The following is a 26096-nucleotide window of genomic DNA, read 5'->3' on the forward strand; positions in this document are numbered from 1 at the left end:
TCCGGATCAGTCGGCATCCGGGCTGACAGCCTTGGCCGCGGCGCGAAAGGGCAGGCAGACGCAGGAATGGCGGGAAGAATAATCCTTCACCGGGGTGAAAACGCCGCAATCCTCAAGATCAGGGGCATCGCCCCTGCCGGCAAGCCAGGCTTCCATTGTTTCGGCCAGGATTGAAAGACCTGCCGCATCACGTCCGATCAGGGTTGCAAGGGCAAGCCCGGTCGCCGCTTCGCATAAGGCACAGCCATCGGCCTTGGCACCAACGGCCCTGATCGTGTTATCCGGGGCAATCCTGAGGTCAAGCCGTACCCGGTCGCCGCAGGTGGGGTTGGAGACGGTGGCATGATGATCGGCCTCATCGAGGAGGCCATGTTGCCGCGCCTCACGGGCGAAGGCGAGGATTTTTTCCTGATACAGCTTTTCTGTTTCCATTTTGTTGCTCGGATGAAACAATAATGATGTAAGATCCAATAGTTTATAGTAGTGATAGTTTTTGCGCCAACAAATACCAGGTTGTCGCAGGCGGGGAGGATTTCCCCCGCAAGGAGAACAGGAAAATGGGCCTTTCGGCTTCCGCGACACGAATACTTGCCACGCTGGGGCCGGCCAGCAGTTCAGAAGAGACGATCCGGGACATGATCGCCGCCGGCGCCAATGCTTTCCGGCTGAATTTCAGCCACGGGGTGCAGGCTGACCATGCCGAGCGTGTCCGGCTGATCCGGTCTCTTGCAGAAGAATGCGGCCAGCCCATCACCATTCTTGCCGATCTTCAGGGCCCGAAGCTTAGAATTGGCAAGGTCGAAGCAGGTGTTGTCCTCAAGAAAGGGGGCAAGTTTGTTTTTGATCTGAAGGATGAAATCGGCAGTGATTCCCGCGTCATGCTTCCGCATCAGGAGATTTTTGATGCGATCCTTCCCGGCCATCGCATGCTGGTCAATGATGGCAAGCTGCAATTCACCGTCACCGGCGTGGACAGGAATATTATCGAAACCCGGGTGGATGTTGGCGGGGCGCTGACCGACCGGAAGGGCGTCAATGTGCCGGATGTCAGCCTTGATATCTCGCCGCTGACCGAAAAGGATCGCAAGGATCTTGATTTTGCCCTGTCGCTCGGCGTGGATTGGGTGGCGCTGTCCTTCGTGCAGCGGGTGAGCGACCTTATCGAGGCACGAAGCATCATCAAGGACAAGGCGTCCATCATGGTCAAGGTTGAAAAGCCCCAGGCGCTCAGGATCATCGATGATCTCATCACCGCCGCCGACGGGGTCATGATCGCAAGGGGTGATCTCGGGGTTGAACTGCCGCCCGAACAGGTGCCCGGCGCCCAGAAGGATATCACGCGGATCTGCCGGAAAGTCGGCAAGCCTGTTGTTGTCGCAACACAGATGCTCGAATCCATGATCGACAACCCAACTCCCACCCGTGCCGAGGCATCCGATGTCGCCACGGCCGTGATGGACGGGGTGGATTGCGTCATGCTTTCGGCTGAAACCGCCTCGGGCGCGTATCCTGTTGAGGCGGTGACGATCATGCATCGCATTCTGGTGGAAACCGAGCATCGCAGCGGGTATTTCGAGAATCTTGAGATGAGCGGCGCCGATGGCCACACCACCTATCATGCCGTGGCCGAAAGCGCCACGTCGCTTGCCCAGCATATCAATGCCGCGGCAGTGGTGGCGTTTTCGTCCTCAGGGGCAACGGCGGTCCGGCTTTCCCGGGAACGGCCGCGCCTGCCGATCGTGATGATGACCCCGCGCCAGGATATCCGCCAGCGGATGAATATTCTCTGGGGGATCAACAGCATCCTCACCGAAGTGTATTCGAGTTTTGACGATGCCCTCGAAGGGATCAGCCGGCTGATGCTCGAAAATCAGATGGGCAAACCGGGTGATCAGGTCATCGTGGTTGCCGGCACGCCTTTCGGGGTGGTTGGCACCACCAACACGATCCGCGTGCTCAGCCTCCATACCGGGCGATAAACGCGGCCATCGCTTCCTTGAGGGCCTCGCAGGCGGCATCATCGATATCAAGATGCGTGACAATCCGTGTTGTGCGTCCTGCGGAAAGAATGATCCCCTGATCGGCCATGAACCCGGCCATCTCCTCCACGGCGATGCGTTCATCGAGAGTCACAAAAAGCATGTTCGTCTCCACCGCCGCCACATCGATCCGGACGCCATCAAGGCTGGAAAGGGCGTCGGCAAGCCATTTTGCCCGGCGGTGATCTTCGGCCATGCGCGTCACATGATGGGTTAGGGCGTAAATCCCGGCGGCGGCGAGGATACCGCTCTGGCGCATCCCGCCCCCCAGCATTTTGCGGATACGCCGTGCGCTGGCGATGGTGGCCTTGTCACCGACAAGGACCGAGCCTGCAGGCGTGCCCAGCCCTTTGGAAAGGCAGATCGAAACGGTATCGCACCCTTTGACGAGCCGTGCGGCATCGACCCCGAGCGCAACCACGGCGTTCATCAACCGGGCGCCATCGCAATGCAGGCTGAGCCCGCTTTCATGGGCGGTGCTGGCCATTTCATCCATATAGGAAACCGGGTGAACGACGCCGCTCACGGTATTTTCCACCGAAAGAAGACGGCTTACCGGCGCATGGTAATCATCGGGCTTGATGGCGGCCCGGATATCATCGCTGAGCAGGGCGCCGCGATGATCCGGTCTCAGGGTATGCATGACGACCCCGCCCAGCGCGCTGGTGCCGCCCGCCTCCCAGGCCTGAATATGATATCCTTCTCCGATGATGATTTCCTCCCCGCGGCCGCAATGGGCGAGCACGCCGGCAAGATTGGATTGGGTGCCGCTGCTCAAAAACAGCCCGGCTTCCTTGCCGAACATCTCGGCGGCCATCTCTTCAAGCCTGTTGGTGGCGGGGTCATCCCCATAGACATCATCGCCGAGTTCGGCTTCCTGTATCGCGGCCATCATCCCGGCGGTTGGCCTTGTGACGGTGTCGCTGCGGAAGTCAATCATGCTGTTGGTTCGATGGCGTGTATTCTGGGCAATGCTGGGAGGGTACAAAACACTATTCCCGATCAGGAGTTGGCGATGGCGGCAACGATATGGATCCTGTCCTCAAAGCCGCCGTTGAGAGCGGTATGATACCCTCTTGTGTCGGTGAAATAAACCGATCCGTCGCAAGGCAGATGGGTGGCGTGATGATTGACGATGAAAAGTGACCCGGGATTGGTGACAAGCGGGATATGTATCCGCGGTTCAGGGTCGCGGTGCCAGGAATTGCAACTATACACCACTTTTGAAAGCACCCGCATCCGGCCGAGCGTGAACCGCGCCTTCAGCTCATTGAAGACATCTTCAAAAGAGGTGCCCCTGAATAGGGGGTCAAGTTCGGTATAGGCGGCTTCATCCACCAGGTCTTCCATCGCGATTTCATCGCCGCCGCTTTCCATCCGGAGATAGTATCGCCCGGAAAGATCGGTTGCACCGGGATCATGGCTGCCCGGGCGGTGGTTCACCGGCAGCACCTTGAACGTGTCGCCATGAAAGGTTGCGCGCTCAAGGATGGCCTTGAGGTCAGCGTTGAGCTGGCCGATATCCACGGTCATGTCGAGTTTGCTGATACCCGGGCCGGGGACGAAACCGGCAACGCTCTCGGTGTCCGGCATGGATTGGAGCCACCGCTCAATCTTCTGTCGATCTGATGCAACGCTCATACTTTTTCCTTTTATTTCGTGAAAATCATACTATCTTTACGCGCAGTCAGGCAATATGGTTTTTTAAGAAAATTTTCCCCCGCCTGCTGAGGAGTCCGGTTTTCGTGTATCAAGGGTTTGTTATCGGCGTCCTCGCCAGTGTTTTCTGGGGGCTGACACCTGTTTTCTTCAAGGCCATGTCTCATTTTGACCCCCTTGAGACGATGCTGCAGCGCATTTTCTGGTCGGCGGTGGTGATGTTCATCTATATCGTGCTGACCGGGCGGTATCAGCGCATGAAAGCGGCGCTGAAATCCCGGCGCGAATCGCTCTCGGCGGTGATTGGCGGCGGCTGTATCTTCATCAACTGGTATATCTTCATCTACGCCGTCAATACGGGCCAGATCATCGAGGCAAGCCTCGGCTATTACATCTATCCCATGATGGTGGTGGCGCTCGGGGTTTTCTACCTCAAGGAAAGCCTCTCGCGGCTGGAATGGGCGTCGGTGGCGGCGGCGGCGACAGGGCTCCTTGTCAAGACGATTGGCAGCGGCGGAGTTCCGCTCATCGGCGTCACCGTGGCCATCACCTTCACCATCTACACGCTTCTGGGAAAGACGCGGCAGACAGGCCCGGTGGTGGGGCTTTTTGTCGAGGTCATCTATTACATGCCGATAGCGGCGGCAATTCTCTGGGTTATGGCCGCAAGCGGCGAGGCGGTTTTCACGAGCGGCAAGCCTGCTGATATCGGTCTTGCGCTGGCCACGGGGCTGGTGACGGTTATTCCGCTGATCCTCTATATCGCATCAGGACGGCAGATCGGCATGGCGATTGCCGGTCTTCTTTTCTATCTTGCGCCCAGCCTGCATCTGACGCTGGGGGTGCTGATCTACGATGAGCCCTTCGGCCAGCTTGATCTGCTGGCCTTTGGTTTTCTGTGGCTTGCCGTCGTTCTGCTGGCTGTCCCGAAAATCTGGCGGCTGCGGGCGGCCTGAAACCCGCTATTCCTCGACGCTGGCCTTGATGATGCTGTCGGGGCTTGCGGGCGGCTCGCCGATATTGATCTGCTCGACGACATCCATGCCGCTTTCCACCTGTCCCCATACCGTGTACTGGCCGGTCAGGTGGCTGCAGCCGTCAAAGCAGATGAAAAACTGGCTGTCGGCGCTGTCGGGATTCATGGCCCGAGCCATGCCGACCGTGCCATAGGTATAGGCGTAATCGGAAAACTCGGCCTTGAGGTTCTGGCCGGAGCCGCCCATGCCTGTCCCGGTAGGATCACCGGTCTGCGCCATGAATCCGGCGATCACGCGATGGAAGATGATGCCATCATAAAACCCGTCGCTGGCAAGTTCCTTGATCCGGGCCACATGGGTTGGGGCGAGTGTCTCGAGAAGGGCGATGCGCACTTCCCCTTTGGTGGTTTCCAGCACCAGCGTGCCGGCAGCGTTGGCAGTTGCAGTCATGGCGAAAAACAGAGCTCCGATGATATGGGGGAAGACAAAACGCATAGGATAAATGCCTTGGGTTACGAGTAAAGATACCCTTTACTGCCAATCTTGGGGCGTATCGTCAAGCCGTCTTAATGGGCGGTGTTTAAGCGGATCACGAAAGGATACCCGGAAAGGTGTCCAGCACGCCGCTATAGACCATGTCAACGCCAACCCAGAGGATCACCGCCGCGCCGACCCAGCCGATCAACGGATATTTCCTGAGCGTCTTTGCGATAAGCGTGGCAAAGAAAATCATCATCACGATCGAAAGTACAAGCCCGATGACGATGACAAGGGGCGAATCCTTGCCCGCCGCGGCCACGGCCAGCACGTTGTCGAGCGACAGCGACAGATCAGAAATCAGAATAAGCCAGGCTGCCTGCATCAGGGATCGGGGTTCGGCTTCGGCGGCCTCGCCATCTTCCTTCTCGCGGGAGATTTTCCTGAGCTCGTCGGCAAGTTTCCAGGTGATGTAGAGCAGCAGAACACCCCCCACGATCTTCAGCCAGGGCATCGTCAGCAACCAGACCACCACAAGGGCAAAAATGATCCGCATGACAACCGCGGCCGCAATGCCGATGGAAATGGCCTTGCGGCGCTGTTCCGGCGGCAGACCGGCGGCGGCAATACCGATCACGATGGCGTTGTCGCCTGAAAAGATCAGGTCGATCATCACCACCTGAAAAAATGCAATCCAGCTGATGTTTTCAAAATCGAGCAGCGTTTCAACCATGGCAGGGACACCCAATCATAATGCCACGTCCTTATTCCATTGATTGCCGTCAATAGCAACAGATTTAGAAAAATTTTTCACCCGGGGTCTGGTGAAATTTCTTGCGCCTTTTTCAATTTCGTGAAAATATTTTGTAAATTTTCATGAGCTGTGCGGATCATCCATGCTGGATTCCCTTGATGCAAATCTGCAATTGCAACGGTCATCAGGTCAGATCGGGCAGGACATACGCGCGCTTCGTCAGGGGCGCGGCTGGACGCTGACGGATCTTGCCGGCCGCCTTCAGCGATCGGTTGGCTGGTTGAGCCAGATGGAACGCGGCACTTCGGAGCCTTCCTTGAGCGATATCCGCCAGATCGCTGAAATTTTCGGCCTTCCCTTGAGTTTCTTTTTCGCCCATTCCCCGGTTGAGGGGGAGGCACACACGATTGTTCGCGCCGGCCACCGCCGCAAGATCACCGATGACATCATGGGCCTGACCGAGGAATTGCTGTCGCCGGATCTTGGCGGGTCTTTTGAAATGGTGCGATCTGTTTTTGCGCCCGGCTCGGCCATCACGGCGCCGGTCACCAGACCGACCGAAGAGGCGGGCTATGTCGTTTCGGGGAATCTGGAGCTGAGTGTCGGGGAGCGGAGCTACACGCTGAACCCCGGTGACAGTTTCCGTTTTTCGGGTGAGCTCATGTCCTGGAAGAACACCGGCACCGAAGATGCCGTGGTGATCTGGGTCATCGCGCCGCCAATCTACTGATTGAACAAATTTCTGGACGAAAGAGGACATCATGACAGACAAGCAGCAGGATCAGACAAGCAAGGCCACCGGCACGCTGCCGAAGACGGCAAGAGTCGTGGTGATCGGCGGTGGATCGGTCGGGACATCGGTTCTGTATCATCTGGCCAGGATGGGATGGACCGACTGTCTTCTCCTTGAGAAGAACGAACTCACCTCGGGCTCGACCTGGCATGCGGCGGGGAACTGCCCGAACTATGTCGGCTCCTGGACGATCATGAAGATCCAGTCCTATTCAACCGAACTCTACCGCCGCCTTGGTGCAGAGGTGGACTATCCGATGAACTATCATGTCACGGGGGCAATTCGCCTTGCCCACAGCCGCCAGCGCATGGAAGAATTCCGCCATGTCGAGCGGATGGGCCGGCAGATGGGAATCGAATTCGAGGAAATGTCGAACGCCGACATGCGGGAGATTTATCCCTTCCTTGAGACTCACGATCTCGAAGGCGGGCAGTGGGATCCGCTTGATGGCGATATTGACCCGGCCCAGCTGACTCAGGCGCTGGCCAAGGGCGCGCGTGATCTTGGTGCCCAGATCATCCGCTTCTGCCCGGTGACAGGTGTTGAGCGCGTCAAGGACGAATGGCTTGTCCGGACACCGATCGGGGAGGTGCGATGCGAATATGTGGTCAATGCCGCCGGTTACCGCGCCGATGAAATCGGCAGGATGTTCGGCCGTGATGTGCCTTGTGTCTCGCTGGCGCATCAGTATCTCGTGACCGAAAGCATCCCCGAACTGACCGCGCGGGACAGGAAACTGCCGCTCCTGCGTGATCCGGATTCCTCCTATTATCTGCGCCAGGAAAAAGATGGTCTTCTGCTCGGCCCATATGAGAAAAACTGCAAGGCACACTGGATCACCGCCGATGACCCGCGCCCCGATGATTTCTCCTTCCAGCTCTGGAACGATGATCTCGAACGGCTGGAATGGTATATCGATGATGCCTGCAGGCGTGTTCCCATTCTTGGCAGTGCCGGGATAACCCGGGTTGTCAACGGCCCCATCCCCTACGCGCCGGATGGCCTGCCGCTGATCGGCCCCATGCCCGGCGTGCCCAATGCGTTTGAATGCTGCGTCTTCACCTTCGGCATCGTTCAGGCCGGCGGCGCGGGCAAACTGATGGCGGAAATGATCATCGAGGGTGAGCCCGAAACCGACAGTTGGGCCGTCGATCCGCGCAGATTCACCGATCACGTGGACCGGGCCTATTCGATCGCCAAGGCCATTGAGACCTATTCCCATGAATACGCCATGCATTTCCCGCAGATCCAGTGGCCGGCCGGCCGCCCGGCCAAGACCTCGCCGCTTTATGAAACCCTCAAGGAAAAGGGCGCGGTTTTCGGGGCCTATGGCGGCTGGGAGCGGGCGGACTGGTTCCCCCGTCAGGGCGAAAGCGAACATATGGCGGACAGTTATGACCGCCAGCCCTGGTTTGATACGGTGGGGGCCGAATGCCGTCATGTGGCGGAACATGCCGGGGTGCTGGACCTCACCGGGTTCTCCCGCTTTGAGCTGACGGGGAGCGGCGCAAGGGATTGGCTTGAAGGTCTTGTCACCGGCCGATTGCCGAAGCCCGGGCGGATCGGGCTGATCTATTTTGCCTCTGAAAAGGGCAAGGTGCTGACCGAAATGACGGCAACCTGTTTTGCCGAAGACAGATACTGGCTGATCACCGGCGCCGGTGCCTACTGGCATGATCGGGACTGGCTCAACGCGCATCTGCCCGCCGATGGATCGGTCAGGCTTGAAGATATCACCCGTGATCTCGGCACCCTTCTCGTCACCGGGCCGAAGGCACCGGCCATCATGTCAGCGCTGACAGGCGCGGATATGGGCCAGCAGGCCTTCCCCTGGCTTACCCACCAGCAGATTGATGCAGGCGGCGTTCCGGCAACAGCCATCCGGGTTTCCTTCGCCGGTGAGGCGGGGTGGGAAATCCATGTCGAGATGGCAAAGCTGAAAGCTGCGTGGGATGCGGTCTGGGAAGCCGGGGCCGGGCATGATCTCGGCTGTTTCGGCATGCTGGCCCTTGATTCGATGCGGCTTGAGAAAGGCTACCGTTCCTGGAAATCGGATCTGACATCGGATTACACGATGCTTGAAAGCGGCCTCGGGCGCTGGGTCAATACCGGCAAGCAGGCCTTTATCGGCAAGACGGCGCTGCAGACCGAAGAGCAGCGCGGCGTCAAACGCCGCTTCGTCACGCTGACCCTTGAGGATCCGGCCGATGGTGAACCTTTTGGTGAGGCGGTCTATCTTTCGGTTATCCGGGCGGATGGCAAGGATGCCGGTCTGGTGCTTTCGGCCGGTTACGGCCATCGGACAGGCGCCTCGATCGCCTATGGCGTCGTCGATGAAACGGCTTTCCAGGGGGCGGCGCCGGAACTGGTTGTTGATGTGCTTGGCCGCGAGAGGAAAGCCCGCCTCGTTGAAAATGGCGTTCTCTATGATGCCGCGAACTTGAAACTGAAAGGCTAGATCATGTCGGAGTCATTACCCACCCATGCAAGGGTCGTCATCATCGGTGGCGGTGTTGTCGGTTGTTCGGTTGCCTATCACCTGACCAAGCTTGGCTGGACGGATGTGGTGCTGCTGGAGCGCAAACAGCTGACCTGCGGGACAACCTGGCACGCGGCCGGGCTGATCGCCCAGCTCAGGGCGACCCAGAACATGACCCGGCTGGCGAAATACTCCCAGGAGCTATATTTCAGCCTTGAAGACGAAACCGGCGTCGCCACCGGCATCAAGCGCAATGGCTCGATCACCGTGGCGCTCACCGATGAGCGGATGGAAGAGCTTCGCCGCAGCGCCGCCATGGCGCGGGCCTTCGGGGTTGAGATCACCGAGATCGATACAGCCGAGATCAGCCGCCTTTATCCCGGTCTCAACGTCGAGGATGCGGTGGGTGGTGTCTGGCTGCCGAAGGATGGCCAGGCGGATCCGGTGAACATCACCCAGGCGCTGGCCAGGGGCGCCAGGATGCGCGGCGCGACCATCCTTCAGGGGGTGAAGGTCACGGGCATCCTGCAGGAAAACGGGCAGGCCGTTGGGGTTGAAACCGAAAGCGGCACGATCCGGTCTGAATTCGTGGTCAATTGCGGCGGTATGTGGGCGCGTGAAATCGGGGCGATGGCCGGGGTTGCCGTGCCGCTACATGCCTGCGAGCATTTCTATATTGTGACCGAAGGGATTGACGGGCTGCAATCCAACCTGCCGGTTCTGCGCGTGCCCGATGAATGCGCCTATTACAAGGAAGATGCGGGCAAGATCATGCTCGGGGCGTTTGAGCCGAACTCCAAGCCCTGGGGGATGGACGGCATCCCCGAAGACTTTGAATTTGACAGCCTGCCCGAAGATTTCGACCATTTCGAGCCCATCCTTGAAAAAGCCGTCATGCGGCTGCCGGTTCTGGGGCAGGCAGGTATCCAGACATTTTTCAACGGCCCGGAAAGTTTCACCCCCGATGACCGCTATATTCTCGGCGAGGCGCCGGAGTTGCGGAATTTCTTTGTCGCGGCAGGGTTCAATTCGGTTGGTATCCAGTCCGCCGGTGGTGCCGGGATGGTGCTGGCCGAATGGATGGACAAGGGCAATGCCCCCATGGATCTATGGGATGTCGATATCCGCCGGATGCAGCCGTTCCAGACCAACCGCAGCTATCTTCATGACCGGGTGAGCGAAACCCTCGGGCTTCTTTACGCCGATCACTTCCCCTATCGGCAGTTTGAAACAGGCCGCAATATCCGCCGTTCGCCGATCCACCACCGCCTTGAAGATCAGGGCGCCTGTTTTGGTGAAGTCAATGGCTGGGAGCGGGCCAACTGGTTCCTGCCCGAAGATCAGATGGCAGCAGGCAAGGCCCCTGCCTATGAATACAGCTGGAAGCGGCAGAACTGGTTTGAGCATAACGCCGCCGAACACAAAGCCGTCCGGGAAAAGGTCGGGTTTTTCGATCTGTCGAGCTTTGGCAAGATCATGGTCGTCGGCGCCGATGCCGAAGCGGTGCTGCAACGTATTGCCGGCAACGATGTTGCCGTCGAACCGGGGCGCATCGTCTATACCCAGTTCCTCAATGCCCATGGCGGCATCGAAGCCGACGTGACCATCACGAGGCTGGATCCGGACCGCTTCATCGTCGTGACCCCGGCGGCGACAATCCGCCGGGATCTGAACTGGATCACCCGCCACATTCCCGATGGCGCCAGCTGCATGGCCATGGATGTGACGGCGATGGAATCGGTGCTGGTGGTGATGGGGCCGGAAGCCCGGGATTTCCTTCAGCCGATGATCCCGCAGCGTCTCGACAACGTGGATTTCCCTTTCGGAACGATGCAGGAGATTGAGATCGGCTACGCAAAGGCGCGGGCCCACCGGGTCTCCTATGTGGGCGAGCTGGGATGGGAGCTTTATGTATCCGCTGACATGGCGGTTCATGTCTTTGATACGCTGATGCGGCGGGCGGAAGATCATCCTTTGAAGCTTTGCGGCCTTCATACGCTTGACACCTGCCGGATCGAAAAAGCCTTCCGGCATTTCGGCCATGACATTTCAAGCGAAGATCACGTGCTTGAGGCGGGTCTCGGATTCGCAGCCCGGATCGGCAAACAATCCGGCCGGTTTGGCGACTTTATCGGCCGCGATGCCGTCATGCGCAAGAAGGACGAAGGGCTCAAGGCCCGGATGATGCAGTTCCGCCTCAAGGATCCGGTGCCGCTCCTCTATCACAACGAAGCGGTGATACGGGATGGCGAAATCGTCGGTTACCTGACATCGGGCAATTACGGGCATCATCTCGGCGGCGCGATCGGCATGGGTTATGTTCCCTGCCGTGATGGCGAAGACGGCGAAAGCCAGCTTGCGTCTGATTATATGATCGACGTGGCGGGAGAGAGGGTTGCAGCCGAAGTCAGTCTCAAGCCCATGTATGACCCGACCGCCGAACGGATGAAATCCTGACCCTGAAATATCCAACGCAAGAGAGATGCTGCCATGAGAGAGACACACATACTTCCCAGATCCCGCCGTGCAGGCGGGCGTGAAGCGCGCAAAAGCCTGCGGGCGGCGCCACTTGCCGATGCCTTGCGTCCGGTTCGTCCGGGGCTGATGGGCGGAACCTACCGGCCGCTTGATGCCGCCGCCGTCAACGCGGTCCAGGATACGGTCTTTCAGATTCTCGAAGAGATCGGTCTTTCCCAGGCGCCGGAATCCGGCATTCGCTACATGACCGAAGCCGGCGCAATCGCCGGAGATGATGGCCGGGTGCGTTTCCCCCGGGCGCTTGTCGAGGATACGATCGCAAGGGCGGCGCGGAACATCACCCTTCACGGCCAGGAGGAGAAGTTTGATCTCCATCTCTCCGGCACGAAAGTTCATTTCGGCACGGCCGGGGCGGCGGTGCATGTGGTTGATGTTCACGGCAACGCCTACAGGGAAAGCACGCTCAAGGATATCTACGATGCGGCGCGGATTGTTGAAAACATGGACAATATCCATTTCTTTCAGCGCCCCATGGTTGCCCGTGACGTCGTCGATGCGAAAGACCTTGATATCAACACGCTTTACGCCTGTGTTGCCGGGACCCGCAAACATGTCGGCGTGAGCTTCACCGAGGCTGAATTTGTCCCCGAAGCCATTGAAATGCTTCATAAGCTTGCCGGGTCCGAAGAAAGCTGGCGGGCCCGTCCTTTCGTTTCCAACTCCAACTGTTTTGTGGTGCCGCCGCTAAGGTTTGCGACTGAATCCTGCCTTGTCATGGAAGAAGTGATAAAGGGCGGGATGCCGGTATTGCTGTTGTCGGCCGGGCAGGCCGGGGCCACGGCACCGGCCTCGATTGCAGGCGCGGTTGCCCAGGCGGTTGCCGAGGTGCTGGCCGGTCTTGTCTATGTCAACGCGATGGTCCCCGGGCATCCGGCGATATGCGGCACCTGGCCCTTTGTCTCCGATCTCCGAACCGGCGCGATGTCCGGCGGCTCGGGCGAGCAGGGGTTGCTGACCGCCGCCTGCGCCCAGATGATCAATCATTTTGATCTGCCTTCCGGCGCCGCATCAGGCATGGCGGATTCGAAAATGCCCGATGCCCAGTCGGGCTACGAGAAAGGGAGCACCGCCGTCATGGCCGGCCTTGCCGGGCTCAACATGGTCTATGAAAGCGCCGGCATGCATGCCTCGCTCCTTGGCTTCTGCCTTGAAAGCCTGGTGATCGATAACGACATGCTCGGCCAGTGCATGCGTTGCGTGCGCGGGGTCGAGGTGAATGAGAAGACGCTCAGCCTGCAGGTGATGAAGGATGTGTGCATGGGCGGGCCCGGGCATTACCTCGGCCATGATGCCACCATCGGGGTGATGCAGACCGAATATGTCTATCCCCAGCTGGCGGACAGGTCCTCACCCAAGGAATGGGAAGAACTCGGCAAGCCTGATCTCGTGGCTCAGGCATCGGCGCGCAAGGACAGTATTCTTGAAACCTTCCATCCCGGCCATATTCCGGCCGAGGTGGATGCGCTGATTCGCCAGCATCACCAGATCCTTCTTGCCCGCTAGGACAAGAGCGCGGCAAGTGCGATCGAGGCAAGCCGTGACGATGGCGGATCGGCGCGGCTTGTCAGAATAATCGGGACTTTCCCGCCGGTCACCACCCCGGCGGCGCAGGATCCGTTGAACCAGACCATGGCCTTGAACAGAATATTGCCGGCGGTGATTTCCGGCACCACCACCGCATCGGCCTTTCCGGCCACGTCATCGCCGGCAAATCCCTTGATGGCGACAGCGTCCGGCGAGATGGCAAGATCGAAGGAAAGCGGCCCGGAGACGATGGCGTCCGGCACGTTTTCCCTCGCCCAGTCGCAGAGCTCGCGCGCTTCAAGGGAGGAGGGGATGGAGGCGATGGGTGTTTCGGTGGCGGAAAGGATGGCGATCCGCGGCGTCTCAATCCCCAGCGCGATGGCTGTGCGGGCCAGCACCTTGACCGTTTGCTGGCGGGTTTTCGTATCCGGCGTGACATTGACCGCCGCATCGCTGATCAGCAGGGGCTTGCCGCCATCGGCAGGAAACATGGCAAAGACATGAACCATGCGGGTTTCGGCGCGAATTCCGGCATCGCGGGCGACAATGCCCCCCATGAAGACATCCGAATGCAGATGCCCTTTCATCAAGGCATCGACCTTGTTGGCGCCGGTGAGGGCGATGGCGACATCGATGGCGCCCTGCTCACCCTTGCAGTCGTGAATTTCAATGCTGTCGAGCGACCAGCCGATGGCCTCGGCTTCGGCGCGAATCTTCACCGCTTCACCGATCAGCAGAGGTGTTGCAATTCCCTCTTCATAGGCCTGCTTTGCGGTGACTATAGGCAGCGACGCCGAGGCCCTGACCACCGCCAGCCGCATCGGTGCACCTCGTGCCTGCCGCGCCCGGATGAGGAGGTCATCCGGACAGACGGGTGATCTATCTGAAAGAAATGATGACATGCTCCCCAACCCTTCTGGACGTTACAGTACCGTATTTGCCGGATCTGTACAAATACGGAGATCGACATGATTGAGCATGCCCAATGCCCGGTGCCATGGCATAGCGCCAGATTCTGGCATTTCTGGTGCCAGAATTCATCGTCCGTCTGCTGCTTTCATCGCCTCCACGCTTTCGGCCAGTTTCGCAAAGCCTGGCCTGATCTCGCTGTCCCCGATCGAGGAATAGGCAAGCCTCAGGTAGTTTCGTGGCGGGTCGGCCTCACCGAAAAACGTGTCGCCCGCTTCGATGAGCACGCCCTGCTTTGCCGCATGTTCGGCAAGTTTCCGCGTATCGAGCCAGGAAGGCCCCCTGACCCAGAAACTGGTGCCGCCGAAATGTGACCCGGTTTCCTTGAGCAGCGGGGCCTGATCAAGGGCGGATTTCAGGATCTGCCGCCGGGTTTCGAAATGCCGACGCAAGCGCCGGATCTGCGCGTCGTAATGACCAAGGGCCATGAAATAGGCGGCGGTGCGCTGGGTCTGGCCGGGCGGGTGGCGCAGCATCAGGTGACGCAAGGCCCGGGCCTCGGCAATCAACGTCTCCGATGCCACCAGATAGCCAAGCCTGAGCCCCGGAAAAAGAGATTTGGAAAAACTGCCGACATAGATCACATGGCCGCTCTCATCCAGTGATTTGAGCGCCGGCGACGGCGTCTGGAGGAAGTTCATTTCAAACTCGTAGTCATCTTCGATGATCAGCACATCATGCCGTTGGGCCAGGCTCAGCAGATGGTTTCGCCGCTCCCGGCTCATGGTGGCGGTGGTGGGGCATTGATGGCTGGGCGTGACGATGACGATATCCGAGGCGGCAATCACGTCATCATCAATCACGATACCGTCGTCATCAACGGGCAAACGGCGGATAAGAGGCGTTCTCTTTTTCAGCAGCTCCCTCAAATCCGGGTAGAACGGATCTTCAATCACGACCTGCCGGGTCTCATCGACAAGCAGCTGGGCAAGAAGAAAAAGCGCGTTCTGCGCCCCCATGGTGACAAGTATCTGTTCGGGTTTGACCCGGATACCGCGGCGCGGCAGGCTGTGCGAGCAGATATAATCCACCAGAAGGGGATCATCATTGAAGCCGAAATCACCGGCGGTGATGCCGAAATCCCGCATCCCGAGCGCCTGTCTTGCGCAGTCGCGCCATTCCGAATGGCTGAAGAGATGCAGATCCGCCTGCCCATAGGTGAACGGGTAGCGGTATTCACGCCAGTTGAGCGGCTTGCTGACAATATTGAGCGGCCGGGGTGTATGGATGAATTTATCTGCCCAGGTGACCTGATCCGTTGTCTGGCTGGAATTTCCCTGTTCCTGCAGGGGCGAGACGGGGGCATCCTGACTGACGATGAAACCGGAACGGCTCACCGGTTCAATATAGCCGCTGTCGGTCAGCGCCTGATACGCCAGAATGACGGTGTTGCGTGATACATGGAGATGCTCGGAAAGCTGGCGCGTTGAAGGCAGCGCATCCCCCGGCATCATGCCGCGATTGAGGATGGCCTTGACAAAATATTCACGGATCTGTGTCTGTTTGGTGGTGCCGCTTGCCTGATCCAGCTCAAACATCCAGGAGGGCATCCCGCGCATCATGACTGGCATCTCCTTCTGGTACCAGATAAAGACATATCTGGTACTATCACATGGGCAATCTTGTGGCTAGCATTTTAAGGTGCAGGGTATGTATTCATGCCCGGGTTCCGATATGGAACCCCGCCATGATATGCTAACATCAAATGCTAACATCATGTAGGGATGAGGGAGACAGCTATGCCGCCGTTTGAGACAAATTCACTCGAAGAACACTGGATGCCATTTTCCGGCAACCGTGATTTCAAGGCCAACCCGAGACTTGTTGTGAAATCCGAAGGCATGTATTGCTGGGATTACAAGGGAGGCAAGCTGATCGACGGCTCATCGGGGCTGTTCTGCTGCCCGGCCGGACATGGGCGCAAGGAAATCGCCGACGCTGTTTACGCGCAGATGTGCGAGAACGATTACACGCCGCATTTCCAGCTTGGCCACCCCGGATCCTTCGAGCTGGCCGAACGTGTCGCCCGCCTTCTGCCGGAGCCGATGAATCATGTTTTCTTCACCAATTCCGGGTCGGAATCGGTTGATACGGCCATGAAGATCGCTCTTGCCTATCACCGCGCGCGTGGTGATGGCCAGCGGACACGTTTTGTCAGTCGTGAGCGTGCGTATCACGGCGTCAACATGGGCGGGGTATCTCTTGCCGGGATGGTGAAAAACCGGGAGACCTTCAACCTTACCCTGCCGAATATCTCGATGATCCGCCACACCTATACCGCCGATCAGTCCTTTGTCCGCGGCCAGCCGGAAACAGGTGCCGATCTCGCCGATGATCTGCAGCGCATCTGCGACAGCTATGGCGGCAGCACGATTGCGGCGGTATTTGTTGAGCCGGTGGCCGGGTCCACCGGAACGCTGGTGCCGCCGGTGGGCTATCTTGATCGCCTGCGCAAGATCTGTGATGCCCATGGTATTCTGCTGATCTTTGATGAAGTGATCACCGGGTTCGGCCGGATGGGCACGCCGTTTGCGGCCCATAAGTTCGGCGTCACCCCGGATATTGCCACCATGGCGAAGGCCCTGACCAATGGCGCGATCCCCATGGGCGGCGTCGCCGTCAAGGATGAGATTTACGAGACCGTGACCAATGCCGCGCCTGAAAATGCCATTGAGTTTTTCCATGGCTATACCTATTCGGCGCATCCGGCTGCCTGCGCGGCGGGGATTGCAACCCAGAAGATCTACGAAGACGAAGGTCTTTTTGAACGCGCCAACGCGATGTCCGACTATTTCCTCGATGCGATCTGGACCCTGAAAGATCATCCCATGGTCCAGGATCTCCGGGGGATCGGCATGATGGCCGGGGTTGAGGTCAAGAGCAACGGCGTCCCGGGCAGCCGCGGCCAGCAGATGCAGAAAGACATGTTCTGGAACGGAATGCACGTCAAGTTCACCGGCGATGTCGGGATCGTGGCGCCAGCCTTCATCGCCGAACGCCAGCATATCGATGAGATTGTTGATGTCTTCCGCAAGACACTGGACCAGCAACTGAACGCCTAGTCCAGCGCATCGGATACGCCATCCACAAGGGCATGTAATTCGGAAAAGGCTGGCGGAACAGATCAGCCTTTTCCATCCGCCCGCTACATTGATCAGCAACAACAGGAATATATAAGAAAATCACCTAAAACGTTGATTATAAATAATATTTCACGTTTTAGCGAAGTGAATATCCATCAAAGGCATCCCGGAATTGCATTTTTCCCGAAACGAACCCATTTCGCCCGATGGCAGGGATCTCGTTGATGTTTCAGCCCGAAAACGGGGGTAAACGATGTCTTCAATCCGCGCCGTGGACATGCTAGGATCAATCGCGCGGCCCGGCCTTCCTTATGGGGGACGGTGCGACAAGACAATGGATTGCCAGGGTGGGAACCTGTCCGCCGGATGTTCATTGCGATAAATTCAGGCCCGGGGCTTCGGGCCGGAATTTGCGTGTTAGGGGAGATGAATTTGCAAGCGCCAGACAAGAAATACCTCAACCAGCCATTTGTTGAACTGAATACAAATCCGGGCGACGACGTCAAAACCACCACCTGTTACATGTGCGCCTGCCGTTGTGGGATCAAGGTCTACCTCAAGAATGGTGAGGTCAGGTATATCGAAGGCAACCGAGATCACCCGGTCAACAAGGGGGTGCTTTGCGGCAAGGGTGCATCGGGGATCATGCAGCATGTCTCGCCGGCACGGCTGACCGCGCCGCTCAAACGTGTCGGCCCGCGGGGATCCGGCGAATTTGAGGAAATTTCATGGGAAGAGGCGCTCCGGCTTGCAACCACCTGGATGAGCGAGGTGCGGTCAAAAGACCCGAGAAAACTGGCATTCTTCACCGGCCGTGACCAGAGTCAGGCGCTGACGGGCTGGTGGGCGAGCCAGTTCGGAACCCCGAATTTTGCGGCCCATGGCGGTTTCTGTTCGGTCAATATGGCTGCCGCGGGCCTCTATACCTTTGGCGGGTCGTTCTGGGAATTTGGTGAGCCTGACTGGGACCTGACCGAATATTTCATGCTCTGGGGCGTGGCCGAGGATCATTCATCCAACCCCATCAAGAAAGCCCTGGGCAAGCTGAAAAAACGTGGCGCCAAGGTGGTTGCGGTCAATCCCGTCCGCACCGGATATGGGGCCATCGCCGATGAATGGCTTGGCCTGCGCCCCGGAACGGACGGGCTTTTTGCCTCCGCGCTTATCCATGAGCTGATGAAAGCTGGCCGCATCGATATCGACTATCTTCTGCGCTATACCAACGTGCACTGGCTGGTGATCCGGAACCCCGGCAAAGCCAATGACGGGCTTATCCTGCGTGATGGTGATAACAAACCCCTGGCCTATGATAAGAACAGCAAATCCTTCAGGGACGCTCAGGATATCAAGATAAAACCTGCCCTCCACGGGGAGTTCAAATCCCCTTCAGGCGAGATGGTGGTGCCGGTGATGTCCCTTATTACCGAGCGTTTCCTTGATCCGAAATACAGCCCTGAAAATGTCTCAGGCGATGTCGGGCTTCCCGCCGAGACGATCAAGCGCATTGCCGCGGAGATTGCCGAAGCTGCGTTCGACAGGGAAATCACCATCAAGCAGGAATGGACGGACTGGGCTGGCCGCAACCACAAGACGATGACGGGTCGGCCGGTATCCTTCCATGCCATGCGCGGCATCTCGGCCCATTCCAACGGTTTCAACACCTGCCGCATCATCCATCTCCTGCAGATACTGATAGGTTCCATCGACTGCCCCGGCGGCTTCCGTTACAAGCCGCCTTACCCCAAAACAATCCCGCCCGGCATCAGGCCTGCCGGCAAGGAAGGCCAGGTCAAGCCAAACACGCCTCTGCCCGGCCCGCCCCTTGGCTTTGTGACTGGGCCGGAAGATCTGCTGGTGGACGGGAAAGGCGCGCCCTTGCGCATTGACAAAGGGTATTCCTGGGATGCACCGGTTTCCGCCCATGGGCTGATGCATATGGTCATTAACAATGCCGGTCTGGAAGATCCGTATGATATCGATCTTCTCTTCATGTATATGGCGAATATGGGGTGGAATTCCTCCATGAATGTGGGCGGCACCCTCGATCACCTGACCGCCATGAAGCCCGGCGGGGATGAATACGTGATCCCCAAGATCATCTATTCCGATGCCTTCTATTCGGAAACGGTTCCCTACGCTGATCTTATTCTGCCTGACACAACCTATCTTGAGCGCTGGGACTGCATTTCCATGCTCGACCGTCCGATTTCGGAGCCGGATTCCGCGAATGACGCCATCCGCCAGCCGGTGGTTGAACCAAATCGCAATGTCCGCCCGTTCCAGACAGTGCTGCTTGATCTGGGCCACCGGCTTGGTCTGCCCGGCATGACGAACGAGGATGGAACGGCGAAATATCCAGGCGGATATGCTGATTACATTGTCAATCATGAACGCAGCCCGGGGATCGGGCCGCTCACGGGCTGGCGCGGCAAGGATGGCAAATCCTATGGCGTGGGTGAGGTCAATCCAGATCAGCTCCAGCGCTATATTGAAAACGGATGTTTTCACAGCCATGAGCTGCCCGCCGGTATGCGCTATTACAAACACGCCAACAAGGAATATCTGGACTGGGCCAAATCCGTAGGTTTCAACGGTTCAACAGATCAGATCGTCTTTGAACTCTACAGCGAGACATTGCAGAAATTCCGTCTTGCTGCGGCAGGGCATGGCGATATCATTCCCCCTGAAACCCATCGCGAAAGGATCAAGACCTATTTTGATCCGCTCCCCTTCTGGTACCCGACCTTTGAAGGAACCCGGATAGAAATCGATGACTATCCTTTCCATGCCATCACCCAGCGCCCCATGCATATGTACCATTCCTGGGGCTCGCAGAATGCCTGGCTCAGGCAGATCACCAACGTGAACCGTCTTTACATGAACCGGGAGCGGGGTGAGGCTCTTGGCCTTGCCGATGATGACTGGGTCTGGATCAGCAGTCATATCGGCCGCGTCAAATGCCAGATTGCGCTGATGGACGGATGCAACCCGGATACGCTCTGGACATGGAACGCCATTGGCAAACGTGGCGGGGCCTGGGGGCTTGATAAGGATGCCCCTGAAATGAAACAGGCGTTTCTGCTCAACCACCTGATCTCCGAACTTCTGCCGGAACGCGAAGGCGGATACCGTTTCAGCAACAGCGATCCGGTGACAGGGCAGGCGGCATGGTATGATCTCAGGGTGAATATCACCAAAGCTCTGCCGGAAGAAGCTGGCACATCAGCGCCGTATTTTGAGCCGTTTGAATCTCGCCACGCGGGCGAAATTCCAGCCGAACTTGCCTATGGACTTCAGTTTCAGAAGGGGGGCGCGAAATGACAACGCTTCCCGAGAAAACAGATAAAAAACTGGGGCTGGTCATCGATCTTGATACATGCGTCGGATGCCAGGGTTGCGTGACAAGCTGCAAGGAATGGAACACGTCGGGCTATTCGGCGCCGCTGACAGATCTGGATCCCTATGGCAAGGACCCGACCGGCGCCTGGCTCAACCGTGTCCATGGATTTGAAATCACCGATGCGGTGGCCAGCCGGACGGTTCATTTCCCGCGCTCATGTCTGCATTGCGAAGAGCCGGACTGCGTGACGGTCTGCCCGACCGGGGCAAGTTATAAACGCGCCGAAGATGGCATTGTCCTTGTCAACCCGGATACATGTATCGGCTGCAAACTCTGCTCCTGGGCCTGCCCTTATGGAGCGCGTGAATACGACATGTCCCACGGCGTGATGAAGAAATGCACCCTTTGTGTTGATCGCATCTACAATGAAAACCTTGACCCTGAAGATCGCCAGCCAGCCTGCGTGCGGGCCTGCCCGACCGGGGCGCGGCATTTCGGTGACCTCGGGGATGCCGACAGCGATGTCTCAAAGCTGGTGGCCGAACGTGGCGGGTTCAATCTGCTCGAGGAATTCGGGTATAAACCCGTCAATAAATATCTGCCGCCCCGGAAAAAACGTGATCATGTCACCTCACCGCCTGTTGCCCTGGAAGAGGTGGGCAATGGCACCGATGGCAGCATGAGCGAGAAGTTTTTTGCCTGGGCCGATAAAGTGCTGAGTGGCTGAAACTGGCCTGATAAGATATCCATGCTTGGGGAATAGAAATGCATCCAGCTTATTCAGTTATCATTTTCACGACCATATCCGGTCTGGGATATGGGCTCTTGCTGCTGACGGCCCTTGGCCAGAGCTTTGGCTTGCTGGAAGTGAATTCAGCCTTCATGCTTGTGCTTCTGGGGATTTCGATGGCGCTGGTGACCATCGGCCTTTTTTCCTCCATGACACATCTCGGCCATCCGGAAAGGGCATGGCGGGCCATCTCTCAATGGCGCAGCTCCTGGCTTTCGCGCGAAGGCCTCTTTGCGCTCTTGACCTATATCCCGGTGGGGTTGCTGGGGCTTAGCTATGTTTTTGAGGCCGCGGTTGAATACAGGCCATTGCTCGGGGTTGCGTCGGCAATTCTTGCCTTGATCACGGTCTATTGCACCGGGATGATCTACGCCAGCCTCAGAACAATCCGTGCCTGGTATCAGCCGCTGACCACCCCGATCTATATCGTGCTTTCCCTGCTTAGCGGAGCGTTGCTCCTGCAGGTTCTGCTTACCCTTGGCGGCGTAGCGAACGGTGAGGTCATGAAACTGGCCATGCTTCTTTGTGCCATCGCGCTGATGCTGAAACTCCTTTACTGGAAGAAAATCGATGAAGCGCCTTACGATTATACGGTTCAGCAGGCGCTGGGTTTTCCGAATGCGGTCAAGATCAGGCAGGTTGAACCCGCGCATACACAGGCAAATTTCGTCATGCGGGAAATGGGATACAAGGTTGCCCGGGCCAACAGCGCTAAACTGCGCCGGTTGATGGTCATGCTCGGCTTTGTGCTGCCGTTTTCATGCTTGCTTGCAGCGCTTCTTTTGCCTGCCCAGGTGATACCGCTGATGGTGCTGCTTCTTGTCGGGCATGTGATCGGGCTGATGGTTGAACGCTGGCTCTTTTTCGCCGAAGCCGAGCATGTCGTTAACCTCTACTATTGAATGGAGACCTTGTCCGGCTGGCTTTTTTCAGAGCGTCACTTTTTCCGTATGCCCGTCTACCGTCATCGCCATGCCGGAAACGTTGCGCGCGGCAGGCGAAGCCAGAAAAAGTGCCATATTGGCCACGTCTTCCGCGGTGACAAATCGCCGAAGCGAGGCGCAGTCCGCATAACCCTGCCGCAGGTCTTCTTCAGATATGCCTCTGGCTTTCGCTTCATTGGCGATGACCCGGTCCATCCGGTCACCTTCAACAGACCCAGGGCAGATGGCATTGACCCGGATATTATGTGGCCCGAGCTCCATGGCCAAAGTCTTTGTCAGGCCGATGATGCCCCATTTTGCCGCGGCGTAAGGTGAACGGTAAGGATACCCGAACAATCCTGCGGTAGATGACGTCAGGGTGATGACGCCATCAGCCTGGCTTTTCATCCATGGAGTGGCAAGGCTGGTGGCAAGGAAGGCGCCATCAAGGTTGACGGCAAGACATCGCCGCCAGTCCTCAAGGCGGACATCTTCAATCGCCGCGGTCGGCCCGGCGATGCCGGCATTTGCCATGACAACATCGAGCCGCCCCCAACGTGAACGAAGATCGGCATAGACATCCCGCATGGCTTCTTCGCACGAGGCATCGGCTTCATAGGTAAGCAAGCCCGGCAGGGATGCACTGGCCGTGGCAAGGGCGGCTTCATCCATATCGGTTACGGCGACCGTTGCGCCATCCGCCATGAAGGTCTTTGCCATGGCAAGACCAAGGCCAGACCCGCCAGCCGTAATGAATACATGTCGCATCGTGCTTCTCCTCAAGCAAGTGACAGGATAACCGAGCCGCTCTTTGATGACGCCTCAACCATTTCATGGGCCTCAGCGATCTGATCAAGCGGGAAAGTTGCGGCAATATTTTCGGTCAGGCTGCCATCTTCGAGCAATTTGGCCATGCAGTCGGTGGCGGCGTTGCGTGTTTGCCGGTCCAGCAGATAAACAAGGAGCATGTGAACGGTAATGTTCTTGAACATGAAATCATAAAAGGGCAGGGTTGGCGTGCGTTCCAGGGCTGATCCATAGGCGGCGATGCTGCCGTTCACGGCCATCACCTGCCCGAGCATGGCGACGTTAACGCCAAACTCTGCCTCGATGGCGTGATCTATCCCGCCGCTTAGATCGAGGATAGCTTCGGTCAGGTTTGCCTCCCGATAGTCAAGAACATGATCTGCCCCTGCCTTCTTGGCGGTGCTCCTGCTCAATTCTGATGATGCAGTGGTGATGATGGTTGCAGCACCCAGCGCGCGTGCTGTCTCTATCGCGTAACGCCCGACCACGCCGCCACCGCCACTGACAAGGACTCGTTTGCCTTCGACCACTGGTGCCCGGGTGACAGCATGCACCGCCGTCATGGCTGGAATGCCAAGGCATGCCCCATGGGCAAAGCTAACCCGATCGGGAAGGCGGCGTACCTGCTCGGCAGGAATGACGAGCATTTCCGCGGCCGTACCAAAGGCACGCTTGAAACCGGCATTAAAGACATAGACGCGATCACCTGCGGCAAGACCCTTGACCGCATCACCAGCCGCTTCGATCACCCCGGCACCATCGCTATGGGGGATCACCTCGGGATATGGCATGGTCATGCCGCCAAGGCTCTGGCCTGCGCGCATTTTCACGTCCGAAGGGTTGATGCCTGATGTATGAATCCGGATCAATACATCATCTGCTCCCATCTGGGGCACGGCCACGTCTTCAATATGGAGAACTGAACGGGCCTCGCCCTTTTCACGATAGAGACCTGCTTTCATTGATACCCTCACTTCAAGACGCCGGAAATAAAGATGATGAGACCACGCCAGGATGATCTTGCGCAAGAGGATTGTTTCGTGATTGAATACATCAACCATTACAAACCCGGTCCCGCATATTGTGGAGAAATGACATATGGAAGAGGTATTTTCCCGCCGGAAGATCGTTACCCCGGCTGAACTCAAGGAGTTGAATGAACGGTCTGACCTTATGGGCATGCTCCAGATGTGCAGCCATCTTGGCCTGATCGTGGCGTTAGGATATGCGCACAGCCTTGCCTTGGGCAGCTGGTGGGTGCTTTTGACAGGTTTCTGCCTTGGTGTTGCGGTGAACTTCCTTTATGCCGCCCAACATGAGCTTTCGCACTGGACGGTATTCCGCACAAAATGGCTCAATGAATTTTTTGGCCGCCTGATTGGCTTCTTCATGCTCTTCCCTCGTGATTATGACTTGATCATGCACTACTCGCATCATCGCTATACCCAGGATTGGGACAAGGATGGTGAACTGGTACGAGAGCCCTACACCCTTGCTACCTTTCTTCTTTGGATGTCAGGGCTGACCTACTGGCGCAATCGTGTTGTCGGTATTGTTCGTCGTGCTCGCGGCATCATTATTGAGCCCTATATCCATGCCAATGAAGAAGCAAAGGTTACCCGCGAATCACGCTGGCATCTGGTGGGATATGCCGCCATACTCGCGGCCTCCCTTTATCTCGAAACCTGGGCCGCGGTCACGTTCTGGCTCCTGCCGATGCTGCTGACCAAGCCTGTGCACCAGCTTCAGAACACGATTGAGCATCTGGGGCTGTCACATAACGACGATATTCTTAACAACACCAGATCAACCCGCACCAATGCCATCATGCGCTGGCTCTGCTGGCAGATGCCTTACCACACGGCACATCACAGTTTCCCATCAGTCCCCTTCTGGAAACTGCGGCGGCTCAACGACAAGATCGAGAATGTCTGCGGGGAAGTTCATCGCATGGGCTGGATTGAATTTCAGATTGAAGCTATTCGCAAGCTCCGCCAGCAGGATGAGAGTTTCTTCCCGATGAACGAAGTCTGGATCGTTCCGACATCTGGCGGTCGCCAGGTCAGGCTTGAGGCGTAAACCTGCCATGGCACGGCGGCTCAAGGTTTTCACCTCGCTCTGGTCGATGATGCCGCATGACGATACCGGCATTGTTCTGCCCTATGAAGATATCTGCCGAATGGTTGCCGAAGCGGGATATGATGGGATGGCCATTGATCTTGGTGCCGGTGACGTTGCCCAGGCAAGGGAAGTCCAGCCCATCATGGCACGTCATGGATTGACGCCCCTTATTGTGGCCTTTCCCAAGACAGTTGCGTCCCTGCATGAAACATTGGTGATGGCGAAAGATTTCGGCTCACCATTTGTCGACGTGATAGGGCAGGTATTTCCGCTTACCGTCGATGGCATGATCCCGGTTATCCGGCAGTGGATCGAAATGGCTGACAGGGTAGGTATCCCTGTTCAGTTTGAAACGCACCGGAACTGCATCACCAATGATCTGTTTTCAACCTTATCGCTCATTGATGCTGTGCCGGAGATGCGGCTTTGCGCTGATCTTTCCCATTATGTCGTCGACCGGGAGTTCAAGCATCCGCTCCAACCGGAGGAAATGGCCCTCATAAGCCGTGTCCTCCATCGTTCGGACAGTTTCCAGGGGCGTGTTGCCAGCCGTCAGCAGATACAGTTGCAGCTTGATTTTCCCCAGCATCAGAAATGGGTCGAGTTGTTCCGCGGGTGGTGGAAAGAAGGACTTTCGAGTTGGCGGGCACGTAATCCCGAAGGGGAGTGTGTTTTTCTCTGTGAGCTTGGCCCGCCGGAATACGCCATGACCGATGCTAATGGCCGGGAGATGTCAAACCGGTGGCTTGAAGCCCTGATCATTCGGAACTGGATTCTTGAGATTTGGCAGGAATTAGGCGGAGATGCCTGAGCTTTCATTCTT

21 protein-coding genes are annotated in these 26096 nt (G+C 57.7%); 12 read left to right on the forward strand and 9 right to left on the reverse strand.

The window, feature by feature from the left end; genetic code table 11:
- Positions 1–6 precede the first annotated feature (6 nt).
- Positions 7–432: an iron-sulfur cluster assembly scaffold protein gene (locus AB8880_01660; protein XDZ66126.1), complete on the reverse strand. Its 426-nt coding sequence runs from the start codon at positions 430–432 to the stop codon at positions 7–9.
- A gap of 125 nt (positions 433–557) precedes the next feature.
- On the opposite strand from AB8880_01660, the gene pyk reads away from it, so the two are divergent.
- Positions 558–1979, forward strand: a complete 1422-nt coding sequence (gene pyk, locus AB8880_01665; GenBank protein ID XDZ66127.1) for a pyruvate kinase — start codon at positions 558–560, stop codon at positions 1977–1979.
- Here the strand turns inward: pyk and ltaE are convergent.
- On the reverse strand, positions 1957–2979 hold the full coding sequence (ltaE, locus tag AB8880_01670; GenBank protein ID XDZ66128.1) for a low-specificity L-threonine aldolase: 1023 nt from the start codon (positions 2977–2979) through the stop codon (positions 1957–1959). The two genes, pyk and ltaE, sit on opposite strands and share 23 nt — an antisense overlap.
- A gap of 62 nt (positions 2980–3041) precedes the next feature.
- Positions 3042–3680, reverse strand: coding sequence for a hypothetical protein (locus AB8880_01675; protein XDZ66129.1), 639 nt, complete (start codon positions 3678–3680; stop codon positions 3042–3044).
- 104 nt (positions 3681–3784) lie between these two features.
- Between AB8880_01675 and rarD the strand changes: the two genes are divergently transcribed.
- Positions 3785–4654 (forward strand): EamA family transporter RarD, encoded by an 870-nt coding sequence (gene rarD, locus AB8880_01680; GenBank protein ID XDZ66130.1) that lies wholly within the window; start codon positions 3785–3787, stop codon positions 4652–4654.
- Positions 4655–4660: 6 nt separating this feature from the next.
- On the opposite strand, the gene AB8880_01685 is transcribed toward rarD, so the two are convergent.
- On the reverse strand, positions 4661–5125 hold the full coding sequence (locus tag AB8880_01685) for a peptidylprolyl isomerase (protein XDZ66131.1): 465 nt from the start codon (positions 5123–5125) through the stop codon (positions 4661–4663).
- 139 nt (positions 5126–5264) lie between these two features.
- Entirely contained in the window at positions 5265–5885 is a 621-nt protein-coding gene (locus tag AB8880_01690) for a TerC family protein (GenBank protein XDZ66132.1), read from the reverse strand.
- Between the two features lie 163 nt (positions 5886–6048).
- On the opposite strand from AB8880_01690, the gene AB8880_01695 reads away from it, so the two are divergent.
- Genes AB8880_01695 through AB8880_01710 form a run of 4 tightly spaced genes read left to right on the forward strand, consistent with a single transcriptional unit; the run spans position 6049 to position 13219 of the window.
- Entirely contained in the window at positions 6049–6636 is a 588-nt protein-coding gene (locus AB8880_01695) for a helix-turn-helix domain-containing protein (GenBank protein XDZ66133.1), read from the forward strand.
- A 31-nt stretch (positions 6637–6667) separates the two neighbouring features.
- Complete coding sequence (locus AB8880_01700; GenBank protein XDZ66134.1) at positions 6668–9157, forward strand: FAD-dependent oxidoreductase; 2490 nt, start codon at positions 6668–6670, stop codon at positions 9155–9157.
- Positions 9158–9160: 3 nt separating this feature from the next.
- Entirely contained in the window at positions 9161–11635 is a 2475-nt protein-coding gene (locus AB8880_01705; protein ID XDZ66135.1) for an FAD-dependent oxidoreductase, read from the forward strand.
- 33 nt (positions 11636–11668) lie between these two features.
- Entirely contained in the window at positions 11669–13219 is a 1551-nt protein-coding gene (locus AB8880_01710) for a trimethylamine methyltransferase family protein (protein ID XDZ66136.1), read from the forward strand.
- Here the strand turns inward: AB8880_01710 and AB8880_01715 are convergent.
- Positions 13216–14142 (reverse strand): phosphate acyltransferase, encoded by a 927-nt coding sequence (locus AB8880_01715; protein XDZ66137.1) that lies wholly within the window; start codon positions 14140–14142, stop codon positions 13216–13218. The genes AB8880_01710 and AB8880_01715 overlap by 4 nt on opposite strands.
- Positions 14143–14277: 135 nt before the next feature.
- Positions 14278–15771: a PLP-dependent aminotransferase family protein gene (locus AB8880_01720; GenBank protein ID XDZ66138.1), complete on the reverse strand. Its 1494-nt coding sequence runs from the start codon at positions 15769–15771 to the stop codon at positions 14278–14280.
- A 177-nt stretch (positions 15772–15948) separates the two neighbouring features.
- Here AB8880_01720 and AB8880_01725 point away from each other — a divergent pair, with 177 nt between their 5' ends.
- From AB8880_01725 to AB8880_01740, 4 genes are all read left to right on the forward strand, one after another.
- Positions 15949–17271 (forward strand): aspartate aminotransferase family protein, encoded by a 1323-nt coding sequence (locus AB8880_01725; protein XDZ66139.1) that lies wholly within the window; start codon positions 15949–15951, stop codon positions 17269–17271.
- 498 nt (positions 17272–17769) lie between these two features.
- Positions 17770–20613, forward strand: a complete 2844-nt coding sequence (locus tag AB8880_01730; protein ID XDZ67090.1) for a molybdopterin oxidoreductase family protein — start codon at positions 17770–17772, stop codon at positions 20611–20613.
- Entirely contained in the window at positions 20610–21359 is a 750-nt protein-coding gene (locus tag AB8880_01735) for a 4Fe-4S dicluster domain-containing protein (GenBank protein XDZ66140.1), read from the forward strand. Before AB8880_01730 ends, AB8880_01735 begins: the two co-directional genes overlap by 4 nt.
- Before the next feature lie 98 nt (positions 21360–21457).
- Entirely contained in the window at positions 21458–22324 is an 867-nt protein-coding gene (locus AB8880_01740; GenBank protein XDZ66141.1) for a dimethyl sulfoxide reductase anchor subunit family protein, read from the forward strand.
- Positions 22325–22351: 27 nt separating this feature from the next.
- Here AB8880_01740 and AB8880_01745 read toward each other — a convergent pair whose 3' ends face one another.
- Both AB8880_01745 and AB8880_01750 read right to left on the reverse strand, forming a co-directional pair.
- The gene (locus AB8880_01745; protein XDZ66142.1) at positions 22352–23113 is read right to left on the reverse strand and encodes an SDR family oxidoreductase; all 762 of its coding nucleotides are present in this window, start codon (positions 23111–23113) and stop codon (positions 22352–22354) included.
- An 11-nt stretch (positions 23114–23124) separates the two neighbouring features.
- The gene (locus AB8880_01750; protein XDZ66143.1) at positions 23125–24213 is read right to left on the reverse strand and encodes an NADPH:quinone reductase; all 1089 of its coding nucleotides are present in this window, start codon (positions 24211–24213) and stop codon (positions 23125–23127) included.
- Positions 24214–24250: 37 nt separating this feature from the next.
- Between AB8880_01750 and AB8880_01755 the strand changes: the two genes are divergently transcribed.
- Complete coding sequence (locus tag AB8880_01755) at positions 24251–25231, forward strand: fatty acid desaturase (protein ID XDZ66144.1); 981 nt, start codon at positions 24251–24253, stop codon at positions 25229–25231.
- A complete protein-coding gene (locus AB8880_01760; GenBank protein ID XDZ66145.1) occupies positions 25221–26084 on the forward strand; it encodes a sugar phosphate isomerase/epimerase family protein in 864 nt (287 codons plus the stop codon). The genes AB8880_01755 and AB8880_01760 overlap by 11 nt, the downstream gene beginning before the upstream one ends.
- Positions 26085–26096 lie beyond the last annotated feature (12 nt).

It is taken from the genome of Alphaproteobacteria bacterium LSUCC0684 (assembly GCA_041228335.1).
Taxonomy (GTDB): Bacteria; Pseudomonadota; Alphaproteobacteria; order Puniceispirillales; family UBA1172.